Genomic DNA, 22,083 nt, shown 5'->3' on the forward strand with positions numbered 1-22,083 from the left:
AGCGGCGCTGGACGCCTTGAACCTCTTCCTCTCGCACAAAGGATCCTCACCATGAGTCCCACCGGATCGAATACGGCTGCGGCCCGGACCGCCCGCATGGAGCGTGCCACCAGCGAGTCCTCCGTACTCGTGGAGATCAACCTCGACGGCACCGGCGTATCGGACATCGATACTTCCGTGCCGTTCTACGACCACATGCTCACGGCCCTGTGCAAGCACTCCCTGATCGACATGACGGTCAAGGCCACGGGCGACACCCACATCGACGTCCACCACACAGTGGAGGACGTGGCCATTACCTTCGGTGAGGTGCTGCGGACCGCCCTGGGCAACAAGGCCGGGATCCGCCGGTTCGGCGAAGCCACCGTGCCGCTGGACGAAGCGCTTGCCAACGCTGTGGTGGACGTCTCCGGCCGCCCATACCTGGTGCACGGCGGCGAGCCGGCCGGCCAGGAGTACCACCTGATTGGCGGCCACTTCACCGGTTCCCTGACCCGCCACGTTTTCGAGGCCATCACGCTGCACGCCGGCATCTGCCTGCACATGAACGTGCTCGCCGGCCGCGACCCGCACCACATCGTCGAGGCACAGTTCAAGGCCTTCGCACGCGCCCTCCGCGCCGCCGTCGAACCCGATCCCCGGGTCGAGGGCATTCCCTCCACCAAGGGGGCGCTGTGAGCGGCCAGGTCCTGAAGGACGGCGCCATCACCGACCCGTCAGCTTCGCGCAAACTGCCTTCACCGGAGGGCAAGCCCACCGTCACCGTGCTCGACTACGGCTCCGGGAACGTCCGGTCCGCCGTGCGCGCACTGGAACGTGCCGGAGCGGAAGTGATCCTCAGCGCCAAGCCTGAAGATGTACTGAACGCTGACGGCCTGGTGGTCCCGGGTGTGGGTGCGTTCGAAACCGTCATGCGCGAACTCAAGGCCGTTGACGGTATCCGGCTCATCGGCAGGCGGGTGGCAGGCGGCCGTCCCGTGCTCGGCATCTGCGTGGGCCTCCAGGTCCTCTTCGAAGCCGGAGTGGAACACGGCACCGAAGCCGAGGGCATCGGCGAGTGGCCCGGCAAGGTCGAGGCCCTCCCGGCCGAGGTGGTACCGCACATGGGCTGGAACACCGTTAAGGTCCCGGATGGCTCCAAACTCTTCGCTGGCGTCGAAAACGAACGGTTCTACTTCGTGCATTCATATGGCGTGCAGGAATGGAACTTCGACGTCATCCAGCCCCGGATGGCGCCGCCCCTGGTGACCTGGTCTGAGCACGGCGGCCCGTTCATCGCGGCGGTCGAGAATGGCCCCCTCTGCGCCACCCAGTTCCACCCGGAGAAGTCCGGCGACGCCGGCGCGCGGCTCCTGCGCAACTGGGTGGAAGGCCTGCGCAAGCCTGTCGGCGGCCAACCCGCTGCAGCGCCGGCAGACGCTGGCAGCGACGCCTAGATGTGGTCCGTACTCCTGATGGGCCTCGCCGGCATCCTCATCGGTGGCGGCATCTCATTCCGGCAGCAGCACAAGGCGCTCTGGACCCAGGTTGCGTTCTACGTCCTGGCGGGCATGTCACTGCTCGCCGCCTATCTGCTGACGCTGCCGGCCGGCTGACCACCAGCCGGTCGGCGGCGCGATGGCGGCCTGCACGCCCTGCCCCACCAGCGTCGCAGTCCCGGCGCCCTGCTTTGCCCGAACCGAAGAACCAACACCGAGGATGAGTATGACCACCGCACATGACCTGCCGGTACTTGAACTTCTGCCAGCCGTCGACGTCGTCAACGGCCAGGCCGTCCGGCTGGTCCAGGGCGAGGCCGGCAGCGAAACCAGCTACGGAACGCCCCTTGAAGCTGCACTGAACTGGCAGCAGCAGGGCGCCGAGTGGGTGCACCTGGTGGACCTGGATGCCGCTTTCGGCCGCGGCTCCAACGCTGACCTGCTCCGTGAGGTTGTGGGCCGGCTGGACATCAAGGTGGAGCTCTCCGGCGGCCTCCGGGATGACCAGACCCTGGAAGCCGCCCTTGACCTGGGCGTGGCCCGGGTCAACCTGGGGACGGCTGCGCTGGAGAATCCGGAGTGGACCCGGCGGGCCATCGAGCGGTTTGGCGACAAGATCGCCGTCGGCCTTGATGTCCGCGGAACAACTCTGGCCGGCCGGGGCTGGACCAAGGAAGGCGGGGATCTCTGGGACGTGCTGGGCCGTCTCGAGGAGGCCGGCTGTGCCCGGTACGTCGTGACCGACGTGACCAAGGACGGCACGCTGCAGGGACCCAACGTCGAGCTCCTGCGCCAGATGGTGGAAAAGACCGGCAAGCCCGTGGTGGCCTCCGGCGGCATCTCCAGCCTGGATGACTTGAAGGTCCTCCGGTCCCTGGTCCCCCTGGGCGTCGAAGGCGCCATCGTGGGCAAGGCCCTGTATGCCGGCGCCTTCACCCTGCCCGAAGCCCTCGACGTCGCCGGCCGTCGCTAAGCCCGGCGGCCTCTCCACCCATGCCTAACCTCGAAGAGCCGGGGCGCCCGGCCCCCCGCCCCCTGCCTGGCCACATCGCGGCAGCGTTGGCCGGCGCCGGCGGCGCCACGGATTCCGCCGGCCAGCAGTGGGCAGGACGCAGCCTTGCCGGTGACGACGCGAAGATCCACAACTTCGAGGACGACGACGGCACGGCCGACGCCGGTTACCTCGCCGCAGTGGCAGCGCTCCGGCAGGGGACAGGAGATGAAGCGGGCGTCGTCGCCGCCCTGGCAACGGCACGGGTTTTCATTCCGATTGTGGCGCAACTGGCCGAAGAAGCTGAATCAGCCCACGGGCTGCACGCGGACAAGCAGGCAGACATGGCGCTGGTGACGCTGAAGGCGGCCGATGGCAGGACCGCCCTCCCCGCATTCACCTCGGCGGCGGCGCTGGCCGCCTGGCATCCCGGGGCCCGGCCCGTTGCCGTGTACGCCGCGCGGGCGGCCCTCTCGGCAGTCGCGGAAGGCGCCGAGCTCCTGGTCCTGGACCCGGGAGCAGACGTGACGTTCGTGGTGCGGCGCCCCGGCGTCTGGGCACTGGCACAGCAGCACGACTGGATCCCTTCGTACGACGACCCCGAACTGGCCGATGAGATGGCCCGCGCCGCCTCCGGTTTCGCCGCCATCCGCAGCATCGGGCTGTTGCCGGGCAGGGGAGTAGCGTCCCGTGCAGCAGACGGCGCCGTGCTCCCGGGCGGCGGCGCCGGGCCGGAACTCCAGGTGGTGCTGTACCTCGAGGACGGCCTGGACGCCGCCGGTGTCCAGGAACTGGTGGCCGGTCTGCAGTCGGAGTGGTCGCGGAATGTATTGTTTGGGGAGCGCGTCGACTCCCTGGAAATCAAACTGAGGCGCGCTCCCGACTAGCCGGCAGCCGGATGGGTGATCCCCGCCAGCGCTGCGGCATACCTGAAGGACCGCTTCGTGAATTTCGCTCTCTACCGGGAGTTGCTCGCCATCCGGCCGATCCGCCGGCTGCTGCTGGTGGGCATGATTGCCCGCATCCCGCACTCGGCTGCCGGGGTGCTCCTGACCCTGCATATCGTCCTCACCCTCGGCCAGGGCTACGCCGCCGCGGGTGCCGCCGCAGCCGTCATGACCATCGGCATTGCCCTGGGCGCTCCATGGCGTGGCAGGCGCGTTGACACCGTGGGACTCCGGACCGCACTCATCCCGTCCGTGATCTCGGAGACGGTGATCTGGTGCGTCGTGCCGCACGTGTCCTACCAGTGGCTCCTCCCGCTGGTCTTCGTGGGCGGCCTGCTCACCCTCCCCATCTTCAGTGTGGTCCGGCAGTCCCTCGGTGTCCTGGCGGAAGGCGACCAGCGGCGCACCGCCTTCGCCCTGGACGCCATCACCACGGAAATGGTCTTCATGATCGGCCCTGCCGCCGGCGCTGTGGTGGCCACCAGCGGATTCACCATTGCCGGGTTGACTGTGGTGGGCGTGGCCACGTCCCTCGCCGGGCTGTTCCTCATGTGGTTCAACCCGCCCACCCGCAGCCCGGGACAAACCATGGAATGCGCCGAGGATGAGCAGCACGCAGCGGAAGTTGCCGTCGTCGCCACCGCGCCGGCCCACGTCCAGGAAGCGGCCGCGGAACTGGCGCCGGCCGGAGCGGCCACCAGTGCTGCACAGGGACTGCGCGGAAGACTGGCAGGCGGCTTCGCCTGGTTCACCGCAACGGTCGCGGCACTCTTTGCCGTTGCTGCCGGCGCCGGAATGGTGTTGAGCGGCACCGACGTCGGCATTGTCGCGGCGCTGCAAACCGGCGGACACCAGAGCGAAATCGGCATCGTCTTCGTCTTCTGGTGCGCCGCGTCAGTGGTGGGCGGCCTCATCTACGGCGCCATGCACCGGCCCATCCCGCCTGTCATCCTGCTGCTGGGCATGGCGGCGCTGACCCTGCCCATGGCTTTTGCCCACGATACCTGGACCCTGGCGTTCGTCTCCGTCCTGCCGGGCCTGCTCTGCGCTCCCGTACTCTCCGCGGCCTCCGAAAAAGTCGCGGACCTGGTGTCCGAGGAGCGGCGGGGGGAGGCCATGGGCTGGTACGGCTCGGCCCTCACCGCCGGCGTTGCCCTCGGTTCACCGCTGGCCGGTATCTTCATCGACGTCATGGGGCCGTCCGGGGGCTTCGTTTCCGTCGGCACCGCCGGCGTCGTGCTGTGCCTGGTAGGCCTGGTCCTCCAGCAGCGCCGCCGGAAAGCCGCCGCCTGATACCCGTCCCCTCATCGATTGCTCCGCAGTTGTCGTTCTGGCTCCGCTAAACGACAGGTACGGAGCAATCGATGGAGTTAAAGCGCGACGGCGGGACGACCTTGAAAGGCCGTCCCGCCGTCGGACGCTGCTTGGGTGGGTTCTTCCTTAGTTCACTGCCCCGGTGTACTTTTCGCCCGGGCCCTTGCCCGGGGCGTCCGGAATCAGCGACTCCTCGCGGAAGGCCAGCTGAAGGGACCGCAGTCCGTCGCGCAAGGGACCGGCGTGCTGTGAGCCGATTTCGGGGGCGGCGGCGGTGACCAGGCCGGCCAGTGCGGTGATCAGTTTCCGGGCCTCGTCAAGGTCCTTCAGCTCGGCGGCGTTCTCCTCTGCGGCCAGGCCAAGCTTGACGGCGGCGGCGCTCATCAGGTGCACCGCGGCCGTGGTGATGACCTCGATGGCGGGGACTTCGGAGATGTCGCGGATCTGTTGTGAAACGTCTGCGCCTGCGTCTCCGGGCTCGAAGACGTACGAATTACTGTCTGGGGTGCTCATACTGGTAAGCTTGACACAGACCGACTGGATGTCGTTATTTCAGAGATTGTCCCAAACGATCAGGTTCCCAACAGCGCTTTGCGGCGTTGACGGGAATTTTTTCTGTAGAATGGCTTCCAGTTTGCAAGCGGAGTTCTCTCCCACCCGCGTCAGCCGCTGTCCCAGGCGTTCCCTTCGGAACCTGCAGGGGGCGCAAGGTTGCCGGGTACCTGGTTGGGCACGGACCGGCATTCGCCGGGACTGTGCACGTGCAGCCCTTTCAGGGTTGCTGAGCCAACCTATTTGAGGCCTTCGATTGCTCCGGCAATTGGGGGCCTTCTCTATTTGCCGGGACTCAACAACAAACACAGGAGCTTTAACATTAGCGAGCCAAGAATCAATGAGCGTATCCGCGTCCCCGAGGTGCGGCTGGTCGGCCCTGCAGGTGAACAGGTAGGAATCGTCCGTATTGAGGATGCCCTGCGACTGGCTGCCGAGTCCGACCTTGATCTCGTTGAAGTTGCACCTCAGGCGAAGCCTCCGGTGTGCAAGCTGATGGACTTCGGCAAGTACAAGTACGAGGCCGCGGTCAAGGCACGTGAAGCCCGGAAGAACCAGACGAACACTGTTCTGAAGGAAATCCGCTTCCGCTTGAAGATCGACACCCACGACTACGAGACCAAGCGCGGCCATGCCCTGCGCTTCCTCGGTGCCGGGGACAAGGTCAAGGCCATGATCCAGTTCCGCGGCCGTGAGCAGCAGCGTCCGGAGATGGGCATCCGCCTGCTCCAGCGCTTTGCCGACGACGTCGCCGAAGTTGGCGTAGTGGAGTCCAGCCCCCGCATTGATGGCCGCAACATGGTCATGGTGGTGGGTCCGCTGAAGAACAAGGCTGAGGCCAAGGCCGAGGCGCGCCGTGCAACGCAGCGTGCTGAAGCGAAGGCGCAGAATGAAGCCAAGGCTTCGGGACGTGTCGATACGTCCGGCGAGGACCAGGCCCCCTTGACGCAGTCACTGGCTGACCTGCTGCCGGAGGGTTTCACCGTCTCCACCGAACCGGATGCAGTCGTTGAGGACAATGCTCCCGCCGAGGCGCCCGCGGCTCCTGAGCAGGAAGCTCCGAAGCAGGAAGCCCCCAAGGCTGCTGCACCGAAGCAGGAAGCTCCGAAGCAGGAAGCCCCCAAGGCTGCTGCACCGAAGCAGGAAGCTCCGAAGCAGGAAGCCCCCAAGGCTGCTGCACCGAAGCAGGAAGCCCCGAAGCAGGAGGCCCCCAAGGCTGCTGCACCTAAGGCTGCTGCACCCAAGGCTGCTGCACCTAAGGCTGCTCCGGCGCCCCGGCCTGCAGCTGCCGCCAAGCCGGAAGCCGCCGCGCCTGCGGCGCCCAAGCCGGCCGCTGTGCCTGCACCGCCTAAGCCGGTGGCCAGGCCTGCTGCGCCGAAGCCTGCTGCACGCCCTGCCCCCAAGGCAGCGCCGAAGCCGGCCGGCAAGAAGACCAACTAGTTCACAGCTGCCGGGGTATGCACCCGGCAGTCAGCAACCAGCATGCTGCCCGCAGGGGCGGCTGCGCGATAGAACTGCGGCCCCCGGGCCCGCAGAAACGTAAGGAGATCGGTTCCCATGCCGAAGATGAAGACCCACAGTGGTGCTAAGAAGCGCTTCAAGCTGACCGGCAGCGGCAAGCTGCGCCGCCAGCAGGCCAACCGCCGCCACTACCTGGAGCACAAGTCCTCCCGCCTGACCCGCCGCCTTGCCGGCGACAAGATCGTCTTCAAGGGCGACGCCAAGGTCATCCGGAAGATGCTCGGCATCTAATTTCCAAGTTCTATGAGGGGCTGCCACCTGGTGGCCCGTCACCTGCCAAACAGCATTCTCAGGCCGCCGGAATTCCGGCAGTAGATGCTTGGGATCAGATTTTCGAAGGAGTACGCACGTGGCACGTGTGAAGAGGGCGGTCAACGCCCACAAGAAGCGCCGGGTTGTTCTTGAACGCGCAAAGGGTTACCGCGGACAGCGTTCGCGCCTGTACCGCAAGGCCAAAGAGCAGCTGCTGCACTCGTTTGTGTACAGCTACGGTGACCGCAAGAAGAAGAAGGGCGACTTCCGCCGCCTGTGGATCCAGCGTATCAACGCTGCTTCCCGCGCCAATGGCCTCACCTACAACCGGCTCATCCAGGGCCTGAAGGCCGCCGAGGTCGAGGTTGACCGCCGTATGCTGGCCGAGCTTGCCGTCTCTGACGCCAACGCTTTCGCCGCACTGGTCCAGGTGGCCAAGGACTCCCTGCCGGCAGACACTTCCGCCAAGAAGGCAGCAGCCTAGGCAAGCCGCTACCGCTCCTCGCCTGAGGGGCCCGTTCAGGAACAGGTGGCAGCAGCTACTACAGTTCTTATATGAACGAAACCGGGCGCCCGCAAGATTTTCCACTGTCCAACCCCCGAGCCGATCGGGTGAAGGACGTGGCAAAGCTTGCAGGGCGCCCGGCCCGGTTAAAGCGTGGCCAGTTCCTGGCTGAGGGGCCCCAGGCCGTGCGCGAAGCACTCAAACTCCACCAGCAGCGGATCGCGGCGGGAGCACCCGGAATAGTTACCGAGGTCTTCGCCAGCGAAAGCTGCCTTGACCGTTTTCCGGAATTCGAGGAGCTTGCCAACGGCACCAATGCCCGGCTGGCCACGGAAGAAGTCCTGGCAGCCATGGCGGACACCGTCAACCCCCAGGGGATCGTTGCCGTCTGCAGGTTTGTGGACGTGCCCCTTGGAGAGGTGCTCGACGCCGGGCCCCGCCTGATTGCCGTGCTGTGCCAGGTGAGGGACCCGGGGAACGCAGGAACTGTCCTGCGCGCGGCTGATTCCGCCGGTGCCGATGCAGTGGTTTTCACCACCTCCAGCGTGGACATCTACAACCCCAAGGCTGTCCGCTCCACTGCAGGGTCGCTCTTCCACCTTCCCGTCGTACTTGCTGCCGATCCCGCTGAACTGGCCCAGGCCTGCAAGGCGCGCGGCATCGGCATCCTCGCGGCTGACGGTTACGGGCAGCTGGACCTTGATGTCCTGCAGGACGAGAACGCCCGGCGCAGGCTCAGCGGTACCGGCCCGGACTCCGTCTACGATCTCGCCGCGCCTACCGCCTGGTTTTTCGGCAACGAGGCGCAGGGATTGTCCGCTGAGGAGCTGGAACTGGCGGACCACCGGGTGGCTGTTCCGGTGTACGGTGCCGCCGAAAGCCTCAATCTGGGGACCGCGGCCACGGTATGCCTCTACGCCAGCGCCCGCTCCCAGCGCCGGGTACAGGCTCCGATGGAGCCAGCAACATAAGCAGGCACGACGGCGGGCGGAGCCTTCGTCAGCAGCCCCGCCCCTCACGGACGCTTCCGGGCAGGGAATCCGGCGCCAAAGACCGGGGCCCAAAGACCGGGGCCCATAGACCGGGCACAAAGAAAAGGCCCCGGAAATCCGGGGCCCATCGGGTAATTGTAGACAGAGCGGTTATGGTGCGCGGCTGGTCCGTCCGCGTCCGGTGACTGCTCCGTAAATGCCGGCGACAACCAGGCCACCGACGATAGCGAGAATCCAGGTGCCGAGGTCGAAGAAGGCAAGATCGCCCTTGTTGAACAGCAGGCTGCCAATCCAGCCGCCAACAATGGCGCCAACAACACCGAGGATGAGGCTGGTGACCCAGCCGCCGCCGACCCGTCCGGGCATAACGGCCTTAACGATGGCCCCGACTATGAGGCCCAAAATAATCCAAGCAAGAAAACCCATGTCTCCTCCTTATTGTGACCGGGATTAATAGTCCCGATGAGGCTCAAGCTAACATATGCCCCCCGCAAAGTCAGTAGCTCCAGGGGCGGCGTTGCGGCATCGTTAGGACCCGGCGGACTGCCCAGTTCATCCGAATTGCGGCGAGCCGGGAAGGGGTCAGGCGGCCAGCGGCCTTTTGCGCTCGAGCAGGCCGCTGAGGAGGGCGACGCCGAAACCAAGGATGGCGAGCACGGCGCCCACCAGGGCCGGGGCAACGAAGCCCCAGCCGAGGGCGATGACAACGCCGCCGAGGAAGGCGCCCAGGGCGTTGGCCACGTTCAGCGCGGCATGATTGAGGGAGGAGGCCAGCGACGGGGCATCGGGTGAGGCGTCCAGCAGCCGGGTCTGCAGGGCAGGAATGAGCATCGAGCCGGAAGCTCCCACCACAAAGACCATGACCATGGCGCTCCAGGGCCAGTGCGCAGCGACCGCGTAGACCGCCAGGGCCACGGCAACGGCCGGGAGGACCCGGTACAGGGTGCCCATGACGGACTTGTCGGCCAGCCGCCCGCCAGCGATGTTCCCGGCCACCATGCCCAGCCCGTAGAGCGCCACTACCAGGGGGATCAGGGCGGACGGGATGCCCGCCACGGCCGTCATGGTGTGGGCGATATAGGTGTAGGTGGCGAAAAAGCCGCCGAAACCCACAATGCCCACCAGGAGAGCCAGCCACACCTGGAGCCGTTTGAGGGCCCCGAGTTCGCGCCGGATGCTCGCGTCCGGGTGCGCGTGCTGGAAGGGGACGAATTTCCACACCAAGGCCAGTGCCAGCAGTCCGATGGCACCGACCAGGACAAACAGCAGGCGCCACCCGAAAGTCTGGCCCAACCACGTGGCGGCCGGTACCCCCACGACGTTGGAGACGCTGAGTCCGGCCATGACCATCGAGATGGCCCATCCCCGTTTGGTCGCCGGAACAAGGGATGCGGCAATGACGGCTGCCACCCCGAAAAAGGCGCCGTGCGGCAGGCCGGCGGCAAAGCGGGACACCAGCATTGAACCGTAGTCGGGCGCAATGAATGACGAAAGATTGGCCACTGTAAAGAACAGCAACAGCCCCAGCGCGAGATTCTTGCGGGGGAGTTTGGCGCCGACGGCGGCCAGCAGGGGAGCACCCACCACCACGCCCAGCGCATAGGCGGAGATGAGGTGCCCGGCTTCAGGAGTGCTGATCCCCAGGCCCTCTTCCACTTCCTTCAGCAGGCCCATCATGGTGAACTCGGTGACCCCGATGCCCACGCCGCCCATGGCCAGGGCAAAGATGGCCATTCCGATGTTGGTGCGGGTAGCCGTGGACTGGGAAAGAACGCTGCTCATATGCCTGCTTCTCGAAACGTGGATCGTATAAAGGGGCGGATGCCACGGCGGTGGGGCAGGACGGTCCGGACAGTGTGGCAAACCCATGCTGGGCAGGACCTATTCCCGCGGGATCAGATTCCCCGGCGGGACTGCTGTTCCCGGACACTCAATTGTGGCCCATAGAATGAGCCGGTGACTGGACTGATTCAGGTTGTGGGCGGAGCTGTAGTGGACCGGCTGGCCAATCCGGCGGTGCTGCTGGTGGCCCGGCGAAGCGCGCCGGAGCACCTGGCGGGACTATGGGAGTTCCCGGGCGGCAAGGTGGAACCCGGTGAGGAACCCGAGGCGGCGCTGGTACGGGAGCTGGCTGAGGAACTAGGGATCGGCGTGCACCTGGGACCGGAGCTGCCGGCGGACACCCCGGGTGGCTGGCCGCTGAATGAAAGGGCCAGCATGAGGGTCTGGTTCGCGGAGGTGACGCGCGGGGAACCGATGCCCCTGGAGGACCACGATGAACTGCGCTGGGTTGACCTGGGGGACCGGGAGGCGGTCCTGGCCCTGCCGTGGATCCCGGCCGATTATCCGATCGTCCACGCACTGCTGGATTCTGTTGCCCAAGGTTCTGATCCCATGGATTCTGACGCGCTGCTTGCGGAAGCTCCGGGCAGGACCAAGGCCTGACACATCAGGACAGACTGGTGTGGTGGGCCGGTTAGAAAAGCGATTCCTGCACAGCATCCCGGGATGCAGCCGAAACTGGCGCCGGAGGATGATCAGCCGGGGCGCCGGGAACCGCAGTGGGAATGATCCCGGCCGGATATTCCGCTTCCTCCACCCTGGGGTCCTCCAAGTTCCGGTGGCTGAAACCGGCGGAATGTGAAAAGCCGTGCCGGGCCTTGAAATACCTGACCTTGCCGGCCAGCCAGGTGCGGTACTCCTTGGAGGCGTAGGAACCTGTCCCGTACAGCCGCCGGTACCGGCCGGCGAGTTCGGGGTGGTGGGTGGCGATCCATTTCATGAACCATTCCCTGGTGCCCGGTTTCAAGTACAGCGCGCCAGCACTGACTCCGGTTGCCCCGGCTGCAGCCAGCGAACCGAACAGCGCATCCAGGGCCTCATCACTGTCTGACAACCACGGCAGGATGGGCATGGCCATGACACCGCAGGGAAGTCCAGCCTCACGCAGGCGGGAGACTAGTTTGAGCCGTGCCCTGGGTCCGGGCGTGCCGGGCTCGATGGCCTCCGACAAGGCTTCGTCCGTCATGGCCAGGGAGATGCCCAGCCCCACGGGTACCTGCGTGGCAGCCCTCTTGAGCAGCGGAATGTCCCTGGCCAGCAGGGTTCCCTTGGTGAGGATGGACAGGGGAGTGCCGGACTCCGCCAGTGCGGCAATAATGCCGGGCATGAGCCGGTACCGGCCCTCGGCCCGCTGGTAGGGATCGGTATTGGTGCCCAGCGCCACCTGATGGCGTCCCCAGGAAGGCTTGTTCAGTTCCTTGCGGAGGACCTCCGCGACGTTCACCTTGACCACCACCTGGCTGTCAAAGTCCATGCCGGCGTCGAAATCCAGGTAGGTGTGCGTCTTCCGCGCAAAGCAGTAAACGCAGGCGTGGCTGCAGCCGCGGTAGGGATTCACTGTCCATTCGAACGGCATCTTTGACCCCGCCGGGACCCTGTTGAGCGCCGACTTTGCCGTGACCTCATGGAACGTAATACCGGCGAACTCCGGAGTGGTGATGGAGCGGACCAGTCCCGCCAGTGGAAGGAGCGCCGGAGCTGCCCCTGCTGCGGTGTCCGGTGGATTGGGCACCAGTGCCTGCGCTTCCCATCTCATGACTCCATTCGAAAACATGTTCGAATGGAAGTCAAGGCGCCGCGCAGCAGACCGTGCCGGCGGAAGAGGCTATTGTTCCAGCGCCCAGGTGGCAGTCACGATGGCCTCAATTCGATTGGTACCCGGTTCGACTGCCACGCCCTCCGACGCGGACGTCCGCTGCATGCCTGCAAGCGGAACCGGTCCTGCCTGAGGCGGCCGGTCCGTCACGGAAAGCACCCGGCCCAGGGTGGCGGAGGCCAGGGCTGCATACTGCATGGCGGTGCGCAACGCGTCATGCCAGGCAGCTTCCCTGGCCTCTGCGCGGACCGCGGCGTCGTCAGAGAGGACCAACTGCAGGTTGTTCAGCCGCACATTGTCCCCGGCGGCACCAACTGCGCCGGAAATGACGGAGGACGCACTGACGAGGTCCCGCAGCCTGACGGTGAGGCTGCTGGACGCTACGTACCCCACGAGTTTCTGGCCTTCGCCGTCCCGCCAGGCGAGGTCGGCGCGGACGGCTAAACCCGCCGAGCGGATATCGTCCGGGGCAATGCCGTGGCTGCGGAGAACGGAGCCCACCGCAGCCAGTCCCTCCTCGACCGAGGCGTAGGCGCCCTCCACCGATTCGGCGCGGCACTCCACTCCCACCGAAACCAGCATCAGGTCAGGCGGCGCTTCCGCCCATCCCGTGCCTGTAACGGTGACCGTCCGCGCCTCCCCGTTTCCGCCGGGTTCCTGTCCCATCAATCTCGCCTCCCCGCCGTGAGCGGGTAGCCGCCGGCTGCCAGCCCTGCCCGGCGTTCAAAGATGTTCCCCGTTCCCGGATTTCCGGTTCGCAGAACGGACCAGCCCGCGGCTGCGAGGTACAGCGGGATGAAGGGCAACCCCAGGCACCACGCGTACTGCGTGCAGTGCCTTTCCTCGTGCCCCAGGAGTGCCGGCCGGGACAGCAGTTCCCGGGCTGTGCTGCGGCAGAACACTACGTTGCCCAGGGTGTAGGCCTGCGCGAACGGCAGCCGCCAGCGGTAGCCCGCGGCGACGATCAGTCCGCGCGGCCCCCGGCTGATCCGGGTCCGGGCGGCGAGGGCGACGGCGAGCCCGGCCAGGGTGCTCCCGTTCAGGAGGTTCGCTGCCCGCCTCAGCCGCTGGGCCGTCGTCGGGTCGTGAAAGGCACCTGCGCGCTGCCGCAAAGTCATGAGGCCATGGTAACCGGAGGGTTCAACTAGACTGGAGGGCAGTGGCCGCCGGTCCTGCCGGCGAGCCCTGACCTGGTCATTGAATGCACCTGACGTTCAGCGCATTCATCCATGACCTGCCGGCGACGGACGCGCCGGGCGGGAAACCGCCAACGGCTGCCCCGGCCGCCGGCAGCCACGACTCGTAGCTAAGAACAGTAGATGACTGAAACTTTGCCGGGCGCCGCCATTCCGAATCCCACGGATGAGGCCGCCATCAACGCCGCTGTAGACCAGGCCATCACCGCCATTGACGGTGCGGCCACCCTTGACGAGCTGAAGGCGGTGCGGCTTGCCCACAGCGGCGAGAAGTCCCCGCTCAGCCTTGCCAACCGCGAGATTGGCCGCCTACCCAAGGACCAGAAGGCGCTCGCCGGAAAGCTGATGGGTGCCTCCCGCGGCCGGGTCAACAAGGCGCTCGCCGAGCGCACCGCGGTGCTCGAAGCCGAGAACGACGCCCGGATCCTGGTGGAGGAAACCGTTGACGTCACCGCAGCCCCACGCCGCCGCCGCGCCGGCGCCCGCCACCCGCTTTCCACGCTGCAGGACCGCGTGGCAGACATCTTCGTGGGCATGGGCTGGGAAATCGCCGAAGGCCCCGAAGTCGAATCCGAGTGGTTCAACTTCGACGCCCTGAACTTCAAGCCGGACCACCCGGCGCGCGAAATGCAGGACACCTTCTTCGTGGAACCCCCCGAAGCCCACCTGCTGATGCGCACCCACACCTCCCCGGTACAGGTCCGTTCCATGCTGGAGCGCGAGGTGCCCATCTACGTGCTGTGCCCCGGCAAGGTGTTCCGCACCGATGAGCTGGACGCCACCCACACCCCGGTGTTCCACCAGTTCGAAGGCCTGGCCATTGACAGGAACCTGTCCATGGCGGACCTGCGCGGCACCTTGGAACACTTCGCCCGGCAGATGTTCGGCGACGAGGCCCAGATCCGGCTCCGCCCCAACTACTTCCCGTTCACCGAGCCCTCCGCGGAGCTGGACATCTTCCACCCTGGCGCCAAGGGCGGCCCGGCCTGGATTGAGTGGGGCGGCTGCGGCATGGTCAACCCCAACGTCCTGCGCGCCGCAGGCATCGACCCCGAGGTCTATTCAGGTTTTGCCTTCGGCATGGGCATCGAGCGCACCCTCATGTTCCGCAACGAGGTGGGGGACATGCGCGACATGATCGAAGGCGATGTACGGTTCAGCGAGCACTTCGGGATGGAGATCTAACAGTGCGTATCCCACTTTCCTGGCTGCGTGAATTCGCGGCAGTACCGGCCGGAGCAACGGCCGAAGATGTCATGGCCGAGCTGGTCAAGGTTGGCTTCGAGGAGGAAGCGGTCCACCGTCCCACGGACACCCTCCAGGGCCCCGTGGTGGTAGGCCAGGTCCTGAGCCTGGTCAAGGAACCGCAGAGCAACGGCAAGACCATCAACTGGTGCCAGGTCCGCGTTGTCCCGGAAGGGCAGGAGCAGACGCTCACCGGCAAGGGCATCGACCCCTCCGGCGTGCAGGGCATTGTTTGCGGAGCCCACAACTTTGTTGAGGGCGACAAGGTGGTGGTCACCCTCCCCGGTGCCGTCCTGCCGGGCGACTTCCACATCGCGGCCCGCAAGACCTACGGCCACCTCTCCGCCGGCATGATCGCCTCCGTCCGCGAGCTGGGCATCGGCGAGGACCACGACGGCATCCTGGTGCTGTCCCGCATCGGGCTGGACCCGGAGGTGGGCACAGACGCTATGGAGCTGCTGGGCCTCTATGACCAGGCAGCGGAAATCAACGTCACGCCGGACCGGGGCTACGCATTCTCTATCCGCGGCGTGGCCCGCGAGTATGCGCATGCCACCGGAACCGCCTTCACGGACCCGGCAGCCAAAGTCAGCGCCCCTGCAGGGCAGTCGGGCGGCTACGGCGTCAAGCTCAACGACGACGCGCCCATCTACGGCAAGCCCGGCTGCGACCGCTTCGTGGCCCGGACTGTCCGCGGCGTCGATGCGACCAGGCCCACTCCGCCATGGATGATGTCACGGCTCCGGCTGGCAGGCATCCGCTCCATTTCGCTGCCCGTGGACATCTCCAACTACGTCATGCTGGAGCTGGGCCAGCCCACGCACTGCTACGACCAGGACAAGCTCACCGGTGACATCGTGGTGCGGCGCGCGGCGGCAGGCGAGAAGATCACCACCCTGGACGGCAAGGAACGCACCCTTGACGCCGAGGACTTGCTCATCACCGACGACTCCGGTGCCATCGGTATTGCGGGCGTCATGGGCGGTGCGGCCACCGAGGTGAGCGACTCGACGTCGAACATCCTGGTGGAAGCTGCACACTTCGACGAGGTGTCCATTGGGCGCTCGCGGCGCCGGCACAAGCTGCCGTCCGAGGCGTCCAAGCGTTTCGAGCGCGGGGTTGACTGGCAGGTGGCGGGCATTGCCGCCCAGCGCGTGGTTGACCTCCTGGTGGAACTGGCCGGCGGCACGGCCGACGAAACGGGCACCGACGTGGGCACGGCACCGGAGACCATCACCATTGGTCTGCCCGCCGGCTTCGCCGCGGCCCGCATCGGCATTGACTTCACCGAAGAGCAGATTGTCACCTCCCTTAAAGACCTGGGCGCTGTCGTGGAAAAGAACGACGGCGGCTGGAGCGTCACGCCGCCTACTTGGCGCAGCGACCTGGAGACCAAGGAAGACCTGACCGAGGAAATCGCCCGGCTGGTGGGCTACGACAAAATTCCCGCCACCCTGCCCGTGGCGCCGCCGGGCCGCGGCCTCACCCGTGTGCAGCAGCAGCGCCGCCGCCTGATCCAGGCGCTCGCCGACGCCGGCCTCACCGAAGTCCTGGCCTACCCCTTCGTGTCCAAGGCAGCCAACGACACCTTCGGCGTGGCCGAACAGGGCGCGGAGCGGAGTGCGGTCAAGCTGGCCAATCCCATCAGCGAGGAGCAGGGCTTCCTGCGGACCTCCATCCTCCCTGGGCTGATCGAGGTGGCCAAGCGGAACCACTCGCGGGGCTTCCGCGATCTTGCCCTGTTCGAGTCCGGCCTGGTGTTCCTGCCGGCCGGGACCGTGGGCACAGCTTCGATCCCGCCGCTGGGCGCCAAGCCTGACGCCGAGGTGCTCGATGCACTGTACGACGGCGTCCCGGACCAGCCGTTCCATGTGGCTGCCGTGCTCACCGGCCATGATTCCCCGGCTGCCGCGGGGCACACCCCCCGGCAGTGGGACTGGGCTGACGCACTGGATGTTGCCCGCCTCGCCGGCGACGTCCTCGGCGTCGACCTGGTGGTCAGCCAGGGCAGCCACCAGGCGTTCCATCCCGGCCGCACCGCCCGCCTGGCGCTGCGGACAGGGGAGACCGTGGGCTACGCGGGCGAACTGCATCCCAAGCTGCTGGCGGCGTCGGACATGCCCGCCCGTTCGGTGGCACTTGAACTCGACGCGGACGCGCTGTTTGAGGCGGCACCGGACGTGATCGTGGCCCGCCATATCTCCACGTACCCGGTAGCCACCCAGGACGTTGCACTCGTTGTTCCTGCCGACGTGCCCGCGGACGAGGTCCTCGAGGCGCTGCGGGAAGGCGCCGGCGCGCTGCTGGAGGACGTTGCGCTGTTCGACGTCTACGCAGGCAAGGGCATCGAGGAAGGCAGGAAGTCGCTGGCCTTCGGCCTTCGGTTCCGGGCAGCTGACCGCACCCTCACCGCAGACGAAGCCTCTGCTGCGCGTGAGCAGGCAGTTGCCTTGGCCGCGGAACGCTTCGGAGCGGTCCAGCGGTAAGCAGGACACCCCCCCAGATAGAAGTCCCCGCACCCCTCGAATTGGGTGCGGGGACTTCTTCGTTACGGCGCCAACTGTTCGAACATGCTGAAGGCGCAGAACTTTCTTACTTCCTAGGTTTCTCGGCACGTTGACGGATTCCCTTGAGCATCCTTCGCTCCATAACGAACCAGCATGCATCGACCAGCGGGGCCAGAATCCAGAGGACGACCTTTGTGTAGATCCGGATGCGTACCCGGCTCACCAACCGTGTGTGGTCTCCCTCCGGGTACAGCGCGAAACACCAACTGACGCGGCCGGAGACCGGTTCCAGTACCATGGCCCGTTCGGCGTCAAGGATCCTTACCGGCCAGTCCGGGCCCTTGCCCAGGGGAATCACGTCACCTGCCGCAAGCCCTTGGAACTCGGGAAGTATCCTGCCGGCGCTTGGGCCGCTCAGGATACCGAAGGCCCGGTCCAGGATGTCGTAGCTGTATAGGCCACCGCGCCTGTCGCCCATTTGCACCAGCCACGGCCAGATGCTGCCGGGGAGGGTCTTGATGGATACGGCCCTGGTTGTCGTCACGTACGGATCGTTTACGAACTCATCGCCTGGCATTGGGCGTTCTTCTTCGTCCTTGTTCGCTCCCCAGTGGAGGTGGAGCGGGCGGAGGAACCGGTGATAGACAGCTTCCGCGGCGAGGATTGCCCCGGGAATGCGCAGGATTTTCGGGGGCAATTGAGCCGGCTGCCTGGGACTGTCCATGATTGAGGACTCTCCATCCTGTGACTGGTATCCCTGGCGATGTGAATGTTCTTGCCCCGGGATGGCTGCGGTCTGCAGCCTGTTCCTTTAAGTGAGTCCCTCGGCCCGGCTCCTGATCCCGTGGAGCATGCGCAGGGACATGACGAAGCTGGCGACTTCCACGGCCTCGACCAGGAACCGTGCCCACCATTGCCGATAGGCGTACCGCTCACGGACAACGAGTCGGGTGGTGTCGTTTGGCTTGGGCTGGAGGATGAAGGCCCAGGTGAAGTCGAAGGGGCCGGGCGCTGGACTTGGGGGGATGCGCAGGACGAGCGCCCTTTCCGGTTCAAGGAGCGCCACCTCCAGATTCGAGGAGTCCGTGGGTGCCAGATGGACAGGGTCCCCCACTTTGATGTCCTGCCACTCAGGATGGATGCGGTCCGCGCTGTGGATGTCCAGGCCGGCGAGGTTCTCCAGGAAATCGTAGCTGTAGAGTCCCCCTCGGCGCTGGCCCATCTGCACCAGCCAGGGCCACACCCGTTCTGCCGGGGCATGGACGGTGACAGACCGCGTTGCCTGCAGGCCGGCGACAGCGATCAGGTCATCACCGGGCAGTGGCCCGCCCGCCTCCTCGGGGGTTGCACCCCAGCGCAGTTGAAGGCGCCGGAACGCAAACCAGCAGGCCGGAATACAGATAAGTGCTCCGGCGGCAGGAAGTCGGCGCAGGTTTCGTTGATCCGTCATTGGCCGAGTGTCCCACCCTGGGGCTGCCTTTGGGGTGGGCCGAAAGCCCTGTTCAGCCATCCCAGGGCCAGGGTGTGGGCGCCCCATGTACAACCGCCGCGCTCAGGCTGCGAGCCGCCGTCGTGGCTGGTTCACGGTCCACAAGGACCAGGTGTCAGGGCACCAGGAGGACCTTGCCCGTGGTCTTCCGGCCCTCCAGGTCGCGGTGCGCCTGGGCTGCCTGGCTCAACGGGTAGCGCGCGCCGATCCGGACCTTCAGGCTCCCGTCGGCGGCGGCGGCAAAGACCTCGTTGGAGCGCCAGCGCCGTTCCGCGGCGTCGCGCAGGTAGTGGCCCATGGTGGGCCGGGTGAGGAACAGGGAGCCGCCGGCGTTCAGGCGCTGCGGGTCGAACGGCGGAACAGGGCCGGACGCGGCGCCGAACAGCACCAGCATTCCCCGGACCCGCAGGGCGGCCAGCGAGCCGTCGAAAGTATCCTTCCCCACGCCGTCGTAGACCACGTCCACGCCCGTGCCGCCCGTGATGTCCCGGACCCGCTCCGCGAAGCCGTCGTACCGCAGCACGTGGTCTGCCCCGGCCTCAAGCGCCAGCTGCTCCTTTTCGTCTGTAGAGACAGTAGTGAGAACCTCCGCGCCCCGGGACTTGAGCAGCTGGATCAGCAGCAGCCCAACCCCGCCCGCTCCGGCATGCAGCAGGACCTTGTGGCCCTGCTCCACCTTGAAAGTTGAGTTCATCAGGTAGTGGGTGGTGATGCCCTGGAGGGGGAGGGCTGCGGCGGTAAAGACGTCCAGGCCTTTGGGCACCGGAAGCGCGGCATCCTCATCCACCAGGGCTTGGTCCGCGTAGCAGTTGATGCCCTCGGCCGTGGCTATCAGGTCACCGACTGAGAAACCGGTAACGCCCTCGCCCACTGCCTCCACGGCGCCCGCGGCTTCCGTGCCGGGGGTGAACGGGTACTGAACTTTGTAGGCCCCGCTGCGCTTGTAAGTGTCGATGAAATTGACGCCCGCCGCCCCGACTTTAAAGAGCACCTGGCCCGGTCCCGGGGCAGGGGTCTGAACCTCTGCGTACTCAAGGACTTCCGGTCCGCCTGCCTGCCGTGCGACGATTGCGTGCGTCATGGCTCTCCTTTCGCCGGTTCCGGCGTTTCCGGCCCCGGCTGCCGAATCCATCCTATGGATACTGCTGACAGGGACGGCAAGTCCCGAAACTATTCCTTGCGGCGACTCGCATGCATAAATATCGATACCAGTGCATAACTATTGCTGTATAGTCGGAGCATGACTATTTCTGTTGCGGTTTCGGGAGCCAGCGGCTACGCCGGGGGAGAGGTCCTTCGCCTTCTCGCCGGACACCCCGGTGTGACCATCGGTGCAATCACAGCCCACAGCAATGCCGGTTCCCGCCTCGGTGAACTCCAGCCGCACCTGCATGGGCTGGCCAGCCGCATCCTCGAAGACACCACCGTGGAGAACCTCTCCGGCCATGATGTCGTCTTCCTGGCGCTGCCGCACGGTGCCTCAGCCGAGATCGCCGCCCAGCTTGCCGAAGGGACAGTCGTCATCGATGCCGGCGCGGACCACCGCCTCGAGGACCCCGCTGCCTGGGAGAAATTCTACGGCTCGCCCCACGCCGGCACCTGGCCCTACGGGCTTCCGGAGCTGCCCGGGCAGCGTGAGGCCCTCAAGGGCGCCAAGCGCATTGCCGTTCCCGGCTGCTACCCAACCTCGGCCCTCCTTGCCCTGACCCCCGGCTTCGCGGCGAACCTGCTGGAGCCGGACGACGTTGTGATCGTTTCCGCCTCCGGCACCTCGGGCGCGGGCAAGGCCGCGAAGGTCAACCTGATCGGCTCCGAAGTCATGGGTTCGATGAGTCCCTACGGCGTGGGTGGCGGACACCGGCATACCCCCGAGATCGAGCAGGGCCTTTCCAACGCGGCCGGGGAGAAGGTCAATGTTTCCTTCACCCCCACCCTTGCTCCCATGAGCCGCGGCATCCTGACCACCGCCACCGCCAAGGTCAAAGCCGGCACCACCGCAGCGCAGCTTCGCCAGGCATGGACCGAAGCGTACGACGACGAGCCGTTCGTCCACGTGCTGTCCGAGGGCCAGTGGCCCGCGACCAAGTCCGTCCAGGGCTCCAACCACGCCGCCATGCAGCTGGCCTTCGACGCGCACACGGGACGGGTCATCGTCACCTGCGTGATCGACAATCTCACCAAGGGCACCGCCGGCGGCGCCGTGCAGTCCATGAACATCGCACTCGGCCTGCCCGAAACCGCCGGCCTCAACCTCCAGGGAGTAGCCCCGTGACCATCACCGCACCCCAGGGATTCCGGGCAGCCGGCGTCACTGCCGGACTCAAGGCCTCCGGCAACCCGGACCTCGCCCTGGTCGTCAATGACGGCCCCTCCAAGGCGGCCGCCGCCGTCTTCACCAGCAACCGCGTGGCAGCAGCCCCCGTGCACTGGTCCCGCCAGGTGGTCTCCGATGGCCGCGTGGATGCCGTCATCCTCAACTCCGGCGGAGCCAACGCCTGCACCGGCCCCACCGGTTTCCAGAACACCCACAGCACGGCCGAGAAAGTGGCCGAGGTCCTGGGCATTTCGGCCACCGACGTCTTTGTCTGCTCCACCGGGCTGATCGGCGAACAGCTGCCCATGGACAAGATCCTGCCGGGCGTTGAGGCCGCCGCTGCAGAACTCAGCACCGACGGCGGCCCGGCTGCGGGCACCGCCATCATGACCACCGACAGCGTGCCAAAGTCGGCCCTCTTCATCGGCACCGACGCCGACGGCCAGGAGTTCAGCATCGGCGGGATCGCCAAGGGCGCCGGCATGCTGGCACCCGGCCTGGCCACCATGCTGGTGGTGCTCACCACGGATGCCATGGTGCAGCCGGAACTTCTCGACGTCGTCCTCCGCGATGCCACGCGCGTCACCTTCGACCGCGCCGACTCCGACGGCTGCATGTCCACCAACGACACTGTGGTCCTCCTGGCTTCCGGCGCCGCCGGTGCCGTTCCCTCCGCCGAAGCATTCAGCGAGGGCCTGACCCAGGTGTGCGCCGAGCTGGCCCGGAAGCTGATCGCCGATGCCGAGGGAGCCAGCCACGACATCGCCATCCGCACCTTCAACGCCGCCAGCGAAGCCGACGCCGAAACGGTCAGCCGCTCGGTGGCCCGCTCCAACCTGTTCAAGGCCGCCATCTTCGGCAAGGACCCCAACTGGGGCCGCGTGCTTTCCGCCGTCGGCACCACGGATGCCGCCTTCGAACCGGACAAGCTCAACGTGGCCATGAACGGCGTCCAGATCTGCCGCAACGGCAGCATCGGGGACGACCGGAGCCTGGTGGACCTGGAGCCGCGCGAGGTGCTGGTGGAGATCGACCTGCAGGCAGGCGACGCCGAAGCCACCATCTGGACCAACGACCTCACCCACGACTACGTGCACGAGAACAGCGCCTACTCCAGCTAGG

General features: G+C 66.6%; 24 protein-coding genes. 15 read left to right on the forward strand and 9 right to left on the reverse strand.

What is annotated here, in order from left to right; genetic code table 11:
• The first annotated feature begins 51 nt into the window (after positions 1-51).
• The 6 genes from hisB (at position 52) to FBY36_RS16490 (ending at position 4,709) form a co-directional block, all read left to right on the forward strand.
• Entirely contained in the window at positions 52-678 is a 627-nt protein-coding gene (gene hisB / locus FBY36_RS16470; protein ID WP_018771583.1) for an imidazoleglycerol-phosphate dehydratase HisB, read from the forward strand.
• Complete coding sequence (gene hisH / locus FBY36_RS16475) at positions 675-1,436, forward strand: imidazole glycerol phosphate synthase subunit HisH (protein WP_142121121.1); 762 nt, start codon at positions 675-677, stop codon at positions 1,434-1,436. Before hisB ends, hisH begins: the two co-directional genes overlap by 4 nt.
• Positions 1,437-1,595: a hypothetical protein gene (locus FBY36_RS20725; RefSeq protein ID WP_200830520.1), complete on the forward strand. Its 159-nt coding sequence runs from the start codon at positions 1,437-1,439 to the stop codon at positions 1,593-1,595.
• Between the two features lie 109 nt (positions 1,596-1,704).
• Positions 1,705-2,451 (forward strand): bifunctional 1-(5-phosphoribosyl)-5-((5-phosphoribosylamino)methylideneamino)imidazole-4-carboxamide isomerase/phosphoribosylanthranilate isomerase PriA, encoded by a 747-nt coding sequence (priA, locus tag FBY36_RS16480; protein WP_142030852.1) that lies wholly within the window; start codon positions 1,705-1,707, stop codon positions 2,449-2,451.
• A 20-nt stretch (positions 2,452-2,471) separates the two neighbouring features.
• Complete coding sequence (locus tag FBY36_RS16485) at positions 2,472-3,356, forward strand: SseB family protein (protein ID WP_142121123.1); 885 nt, start codon at positions 2,472-2,474, stop codon at positions 3,354-3,356.
• 57 nt (positions 3,357-3,413) lie between these two features.
• Positions 3,414-4,709, forward strand: a complete 1,296-nt coding sequence (locus tag FBY36_RS16490; protein ID WP_142121125.1) for an MFS transporter — start codon at positions 3,414-3,416, stop codon at positions 4,707-4,709.
• 147 nt (positions 4,710-4,856) lie between these two features.
• Here the strand turns inward: FBY36_RS16490 and FBY36_RS16495 are convergent, their stop codons facing one another.
• Entirely contained in the window at positions 4,857-5,243 is a 387-nt protein-coding gene (locus FBY36_RS16495) for a DUF1844 domain-containing protein (protein ID WP_142121128.1), read from the reverse strand.
• Positions 5,244-5,645: 402 nt separating this feature from the next.
• On the opposite strand from FBY36_RS16495, the gene infC reads away from it, so the two are divergent.
• The 4 genes from infC (at position 5,646) to FBY36_RS16515 (ending at position 8,531) form a co-directional block, all read left to right on the forward strand.
• Positions 5,646-6,722, forward strand: a complete 1,077-nt coding sequence (infC, locus tag FBY36_RS16500; protein ID WP_235008875.1) for a translation initiation factor IF-3 — start codon at positions 5,646-5,648, stop codon at positions 6,720-6,722.
• A gap of 117 nt (positions 6,723-6,839) precedes the next feature.
• Positions 6,840-7,034, forward strand: coding sequence for a 50S ribosomal protein L35 (rpmI, locus tag FBY36_RS16505; protein ID WP_009358635.1), 195 nt, complete (start codon positions 6,840-6,842; stop codon positions 7,032-7,034).
• A 118-nt stretch (positions 7,035-7,152) separates the two neighbouring features.
• Complete coding sequence (gene rplT / locus FBY36_RS16510; RefSeq protein ID WP_142121133.1) at positions 7,153-7,539, forward strand: 50S ribosomal protein L20; 387 nt, start codon at positions 7,153-7,155, stop codon at positions 7,537-7,539.
• Positions 7,540-7,610: 71 nt separating this feature from the next.
• Positions 7,611-8,531 (forward strand): TrmH family RNA methyltransferase, encoded by a 921-nt coding sequence (locus FBY36_RS16515; RefSeq protein WP_142121136.1) that lies wholly within the window; start codon positions 7,611-7,613, stop codon positions 8,529-8,531.
• Positions 8,532-8,702: 171 nt separating this feature from the next.
• Here FBY36_RS16515 and FBY36_RS16520 read toward each other — a convergent pair whose 3' ends face one another.
• Entirely contained in the window at positions 8,703-8,978 is a 276-nt protein-coding gene (locus tag FBY36_RS16520) for a GlsB/YeaQ/YmgE family stress response membrane protein (RefSeq protein WP_142030858.1), read from the reverse strand.
• A 156-nt stretch (positions 8,979-9,134) separates the two neighbouring features.
• Positions 9,135-10,334, reverse strand: a complete 1,200-nt coding sequence (locus FBY36_RS16525; protein ID WP_142121137.1) for an MFS transporter — start codon at positions 10,332-10,334, stop codon at positions 9,135-9,137.
• Positions 10,335-10,508: 174 nt separating this feature from the next.
• On the opposite strand from FBY36_RS16525, the gene FBY36_RS16530 reads away from it, so the two are divergent.
• A complete protein-coding gene (locus FBY36_RS16530; RefSeq protein WP_142121139.1) occupies positions 10,509-10,997 on the forward strand; it encodes a (deoxy)nucleoside triphosphate pyrophosphohydrolase in 489 nt (162 codons plus the stop codon).
• A gap of 31 nt (positions 10,998-11,028) precedes the next feature.
• Here FBY36_RS16530 and FBY36_RS16535 read toward each other — a convergent pair whose 3' ends face one another.
• The 3 genes from FBY36_RS16535 to FBY36_RS16545 all read right to left on the reverse strand — a co-directional run bounded on the left by FBY36_RS16535 (position 11,029) and on the right by FBY36_RS16545 (position 13,328).
• Positions 11,029-12,150 carry an Rv2578c family radical SAM protein gene (locus FBY36_RS16535; protein WP_142121141.1) on the reverse strand — a complete coding sequence of 374 codons (1,122 nt, stop codon included), beginning with the start codon at positions 12,148-12,150 and terminating at the stop codon, positions 11,029-11,031.
• Positions 12,151-12,219: 69 nt separating this feature from the next.
• Positions 12,220-12,876, reverse strand: a complete 657-nt coding sequence (locus tag FBY36_RS16540) for an SIMPL domain-containing protein (RefSeq protein WP_142121143.1) — start codon at positions 12,874-12,876, stop codon at positions 12,220-12,222.
• Complete coding sequence (locus FBY36_RS16545; protein ID WP_142121145.1) at positions 12,876-13,328, reverse strand: hypothetical protein; 453 nt, start codon at positions 13,326-13,328, stop codon at positions 12,876-12,878. The genes FBY36_RS16540 and FBY36_RS16545 overlap by 1 nt, the downstream gene beginning before the upstream one ends.
• 201 nt (positions 13,329-13,529) lie before the next feature.
• Between FBY36_RS16545 and pheS the strand changes: the two genes are divergently transcribed.
• Positions 13,530-14,591: a phenylalanine--tRNA ligase subunit alpha gene (gene pheS, locus FBY36_RS16550; RefSeq protein WP_142121147.1), complete on the forward strand. Its 1,062-nt coding sequence runs from the start codon at positions 13,530-13,532 to the stop codon at positions 14,589-14,591.
• Between the two features lie 2 nt (positions 14,592-14,593).
• The gene (pheT, locus tag FBY36_RS16555) at positions 14,594-17,137 is read left to right on the forward strand and encodes a phenylalanine--tRNA ligase subunit beta (protein WP_142121149.1); all 2,544 of its coding nucleotides are present in this window, start codon (positions 14,594-14,596) and stop codon (positions 17,135-17,137) included.
• A 106-nt stretch (positions 17,138-17,243) separates the two neighbouring features.
• Here pheT and FBY36_RS16560 read toward each other — a convergent pair whose 3' ends face one another.
• From FBY36_RS16560 to FBY36_RS16570, 3 genes are all read right to left on the reverse strand, one after another.
• A complete protein-coding gene (locus FBY36_RS16560) occupies positions 17,244-17,702 on the reverse strand; it encodes a hypothetical protein (RefSeq protein ID WP_160141901.1) in 459 nt (152 codons plus the stop codon).
• Between the two features lie 267 nt (positions 17,703-17,969).
• Positions 17,970-18,608: an SRPBCC family protein gene (locus FBY36_RS16565; RefSeq protein WP_200830521.1), complete on the reverse strand. Its 639-nt coding sequence runs from the start codon at positions 18,606-18,608 to the stop codon at positions 17,970-17,972.
• Positions 18,609-18,762: 154 nt separating this feature from the next.
• Positions 18,763-19,728, reverse strand: a complete 966-nt coding sequence (locus FBY36_RS16570) for a quinone oxidoreductase family protein (protein ID WP_142121153.1) — start codon at positions 19,726-19,728, stop codon at positions 18,763-18,765.
• A 159-nt stretch (positions 19,729-19,887) separates the two neighbouring features.
• On the opposite strand from FBY36_RS16570, the gene argC reads away from it, so the two are divergent.
• Both argC and argJ read left to right on the forward strand, forming a co-directional pair.
• The gene (gene argC, locus FBY36_RS16575; RefSeq protein WP_142121155.1) at positions 19,888-20,919 is read left to right on the forward strand and encodes an N-acetyl-gamma-glutamyl-phosphate reductase; all 1,032 of its coding nucleotides are present in this window, start codon (positions 19,888-19,890) and stop codon (positions 20,917-20,919) included.
• Complete coding sequence (gene argJ / locus FBY36_RS16580) at positions 20,916-22,082, forward strand: bifunctional glutamate N-acetyltransferase/amino-acid acetyltransferase ArgJ (protein ID WP_142121158.1); 1,167 nt, start codon at positions 20,916-20,918, stop codon at positions 22,080-22,082. Before argC ends, argJ begins: the two co-directional genes overlap by 4 nt.
• Position 22,083: the final 1 nt, after the last annotated feature.

This window comes from Arthrobacter sp. SLBN-122 (assembly GCF_006715165.1).
GTDB lineage: Bacteria > Actinomycetota > Actinomycetes > Actinomycetales > Micrococcaceae > Arthrobacter.

What these genes read in the sequence shown, in the direction of transcription:
- hisB (WP_018771583.1), top strand. Translation starts at nt 52, where the DNA reads ATGAGTCCCACCGGATCGAATACGGCTGCGGCCCGGACCGCCCGCATG.
- FBY36_RS20725 (WP_200830520.1), top strand. Translation starts at nt 1,437, where the DNA reads ATGTGGTCCGTACTCCTGATGGGCCTCGCCGGCATCCTCATCGGTGGC.
- priA (WP_142030852.1), top strand. Translation starts at nt 1,705, where the DNA reads ATGACCACCGCACATGACCTGCCGGTACTTGAACTTCTGCCAGCCGTC.
- FBY36_RS16485 (WP_142121123.1), top strand. Translation starts at nt 2,472, where the DNA reads ATGCCTAACCTCGAAGAGCCGGGGCGCCCGGCCCCCCGCCCCCTGCCT.
- FBY36_RS16495 (WP_142121128.1), bottom strand. Translation starts at nt 5,243, where the DNA reads ATGAGCACCCCAGACAGTAATTCGTACGTCTTCGAGCCCGGAGACGCA.
- rpmI (WP_009358635.1), top strand. Translation starts at nt 6,840, where the DNA reads ATGCCGAAGATGAAGACCCACAGTGGTGCTAAGAAGCGCTTCAAGCTG.
- FBY36_RS16515 (WP_142121136.1), top strand. Translation starts at nt 7,611, where the DNA reads ATGAACGAAACCGGGCGCCCGCAAGATTTTCCACTGTCCAACCCCCGA.
- FBY36_RS16520 (WP_142030858.1), bottom strand. Translation starts at nt 8,978, where the DNA reads ATGGGTTTTCTTGCTTGGATTATTTTGGGCCTCATAGTCGGGGCCATC.
- FBY36_RS16525 (WP_142121137.1), bottom strand. Translation starts at nt 10,334, where the DNA reads ATGAGCAGCGTTCTTTCCCAGTCCACGGCTACCCGCACCAACATCGGA.
- FBY36_RS16535 (WP_142121141.1), bottom strand. Translation starts at nt 12,150, where the DNA reads ATGAGATGGGAAGCGCAGGCACTGGTGCCCAATCCACCGGACACCGCA.
- FBY36_RS16540 (WP_142121143.1), bottom strand. Translation starts at nt 12,876, where the DNA reads ATGGGACAGGAACCCGGCGGAAACGGGGAGGCGCGGACGGTCACCGTT.
- FBY36_RS16545 (WP_142121145.1), bottom strand. Translation starts at nt 13,328, where the DNA reads ATGACTTTGCGGCAGCGCGCAGGTGCCTTTCACGACCCGACGACGGCC.
- pheS (WP_142121147.1), top strand. Translation starts at nt 13,530, where the DNA reads ATGACTGAAACTTTGCCGGGCGCCGCCATTCCGAATCCCACGGATGAG.
- FBY36_RS16565 (WP_200830521.1), bottom strand. Translation starts at nt 18,608, where the DNA reads ATGACGGATCAACGAAACCTGCGCCGACTTCCTGCCGCCGGAGCACTT.
- FBY36_RS16570 (WP_142121153.1), bottom strand. Translation starts at nt 19,728, where the DNA reads ATGACGCACGCAATCGTCGCACGGCAGGCAGGCGGACCGGAAGTCCTT.
- argC (WP_142121155.1), top strand. Translation starts at nt 19,888, where the DNA reads ATGACTATTTCTGTTGCGGTTTCGGGAGCCAGCGGCTACGCCGGGGGA.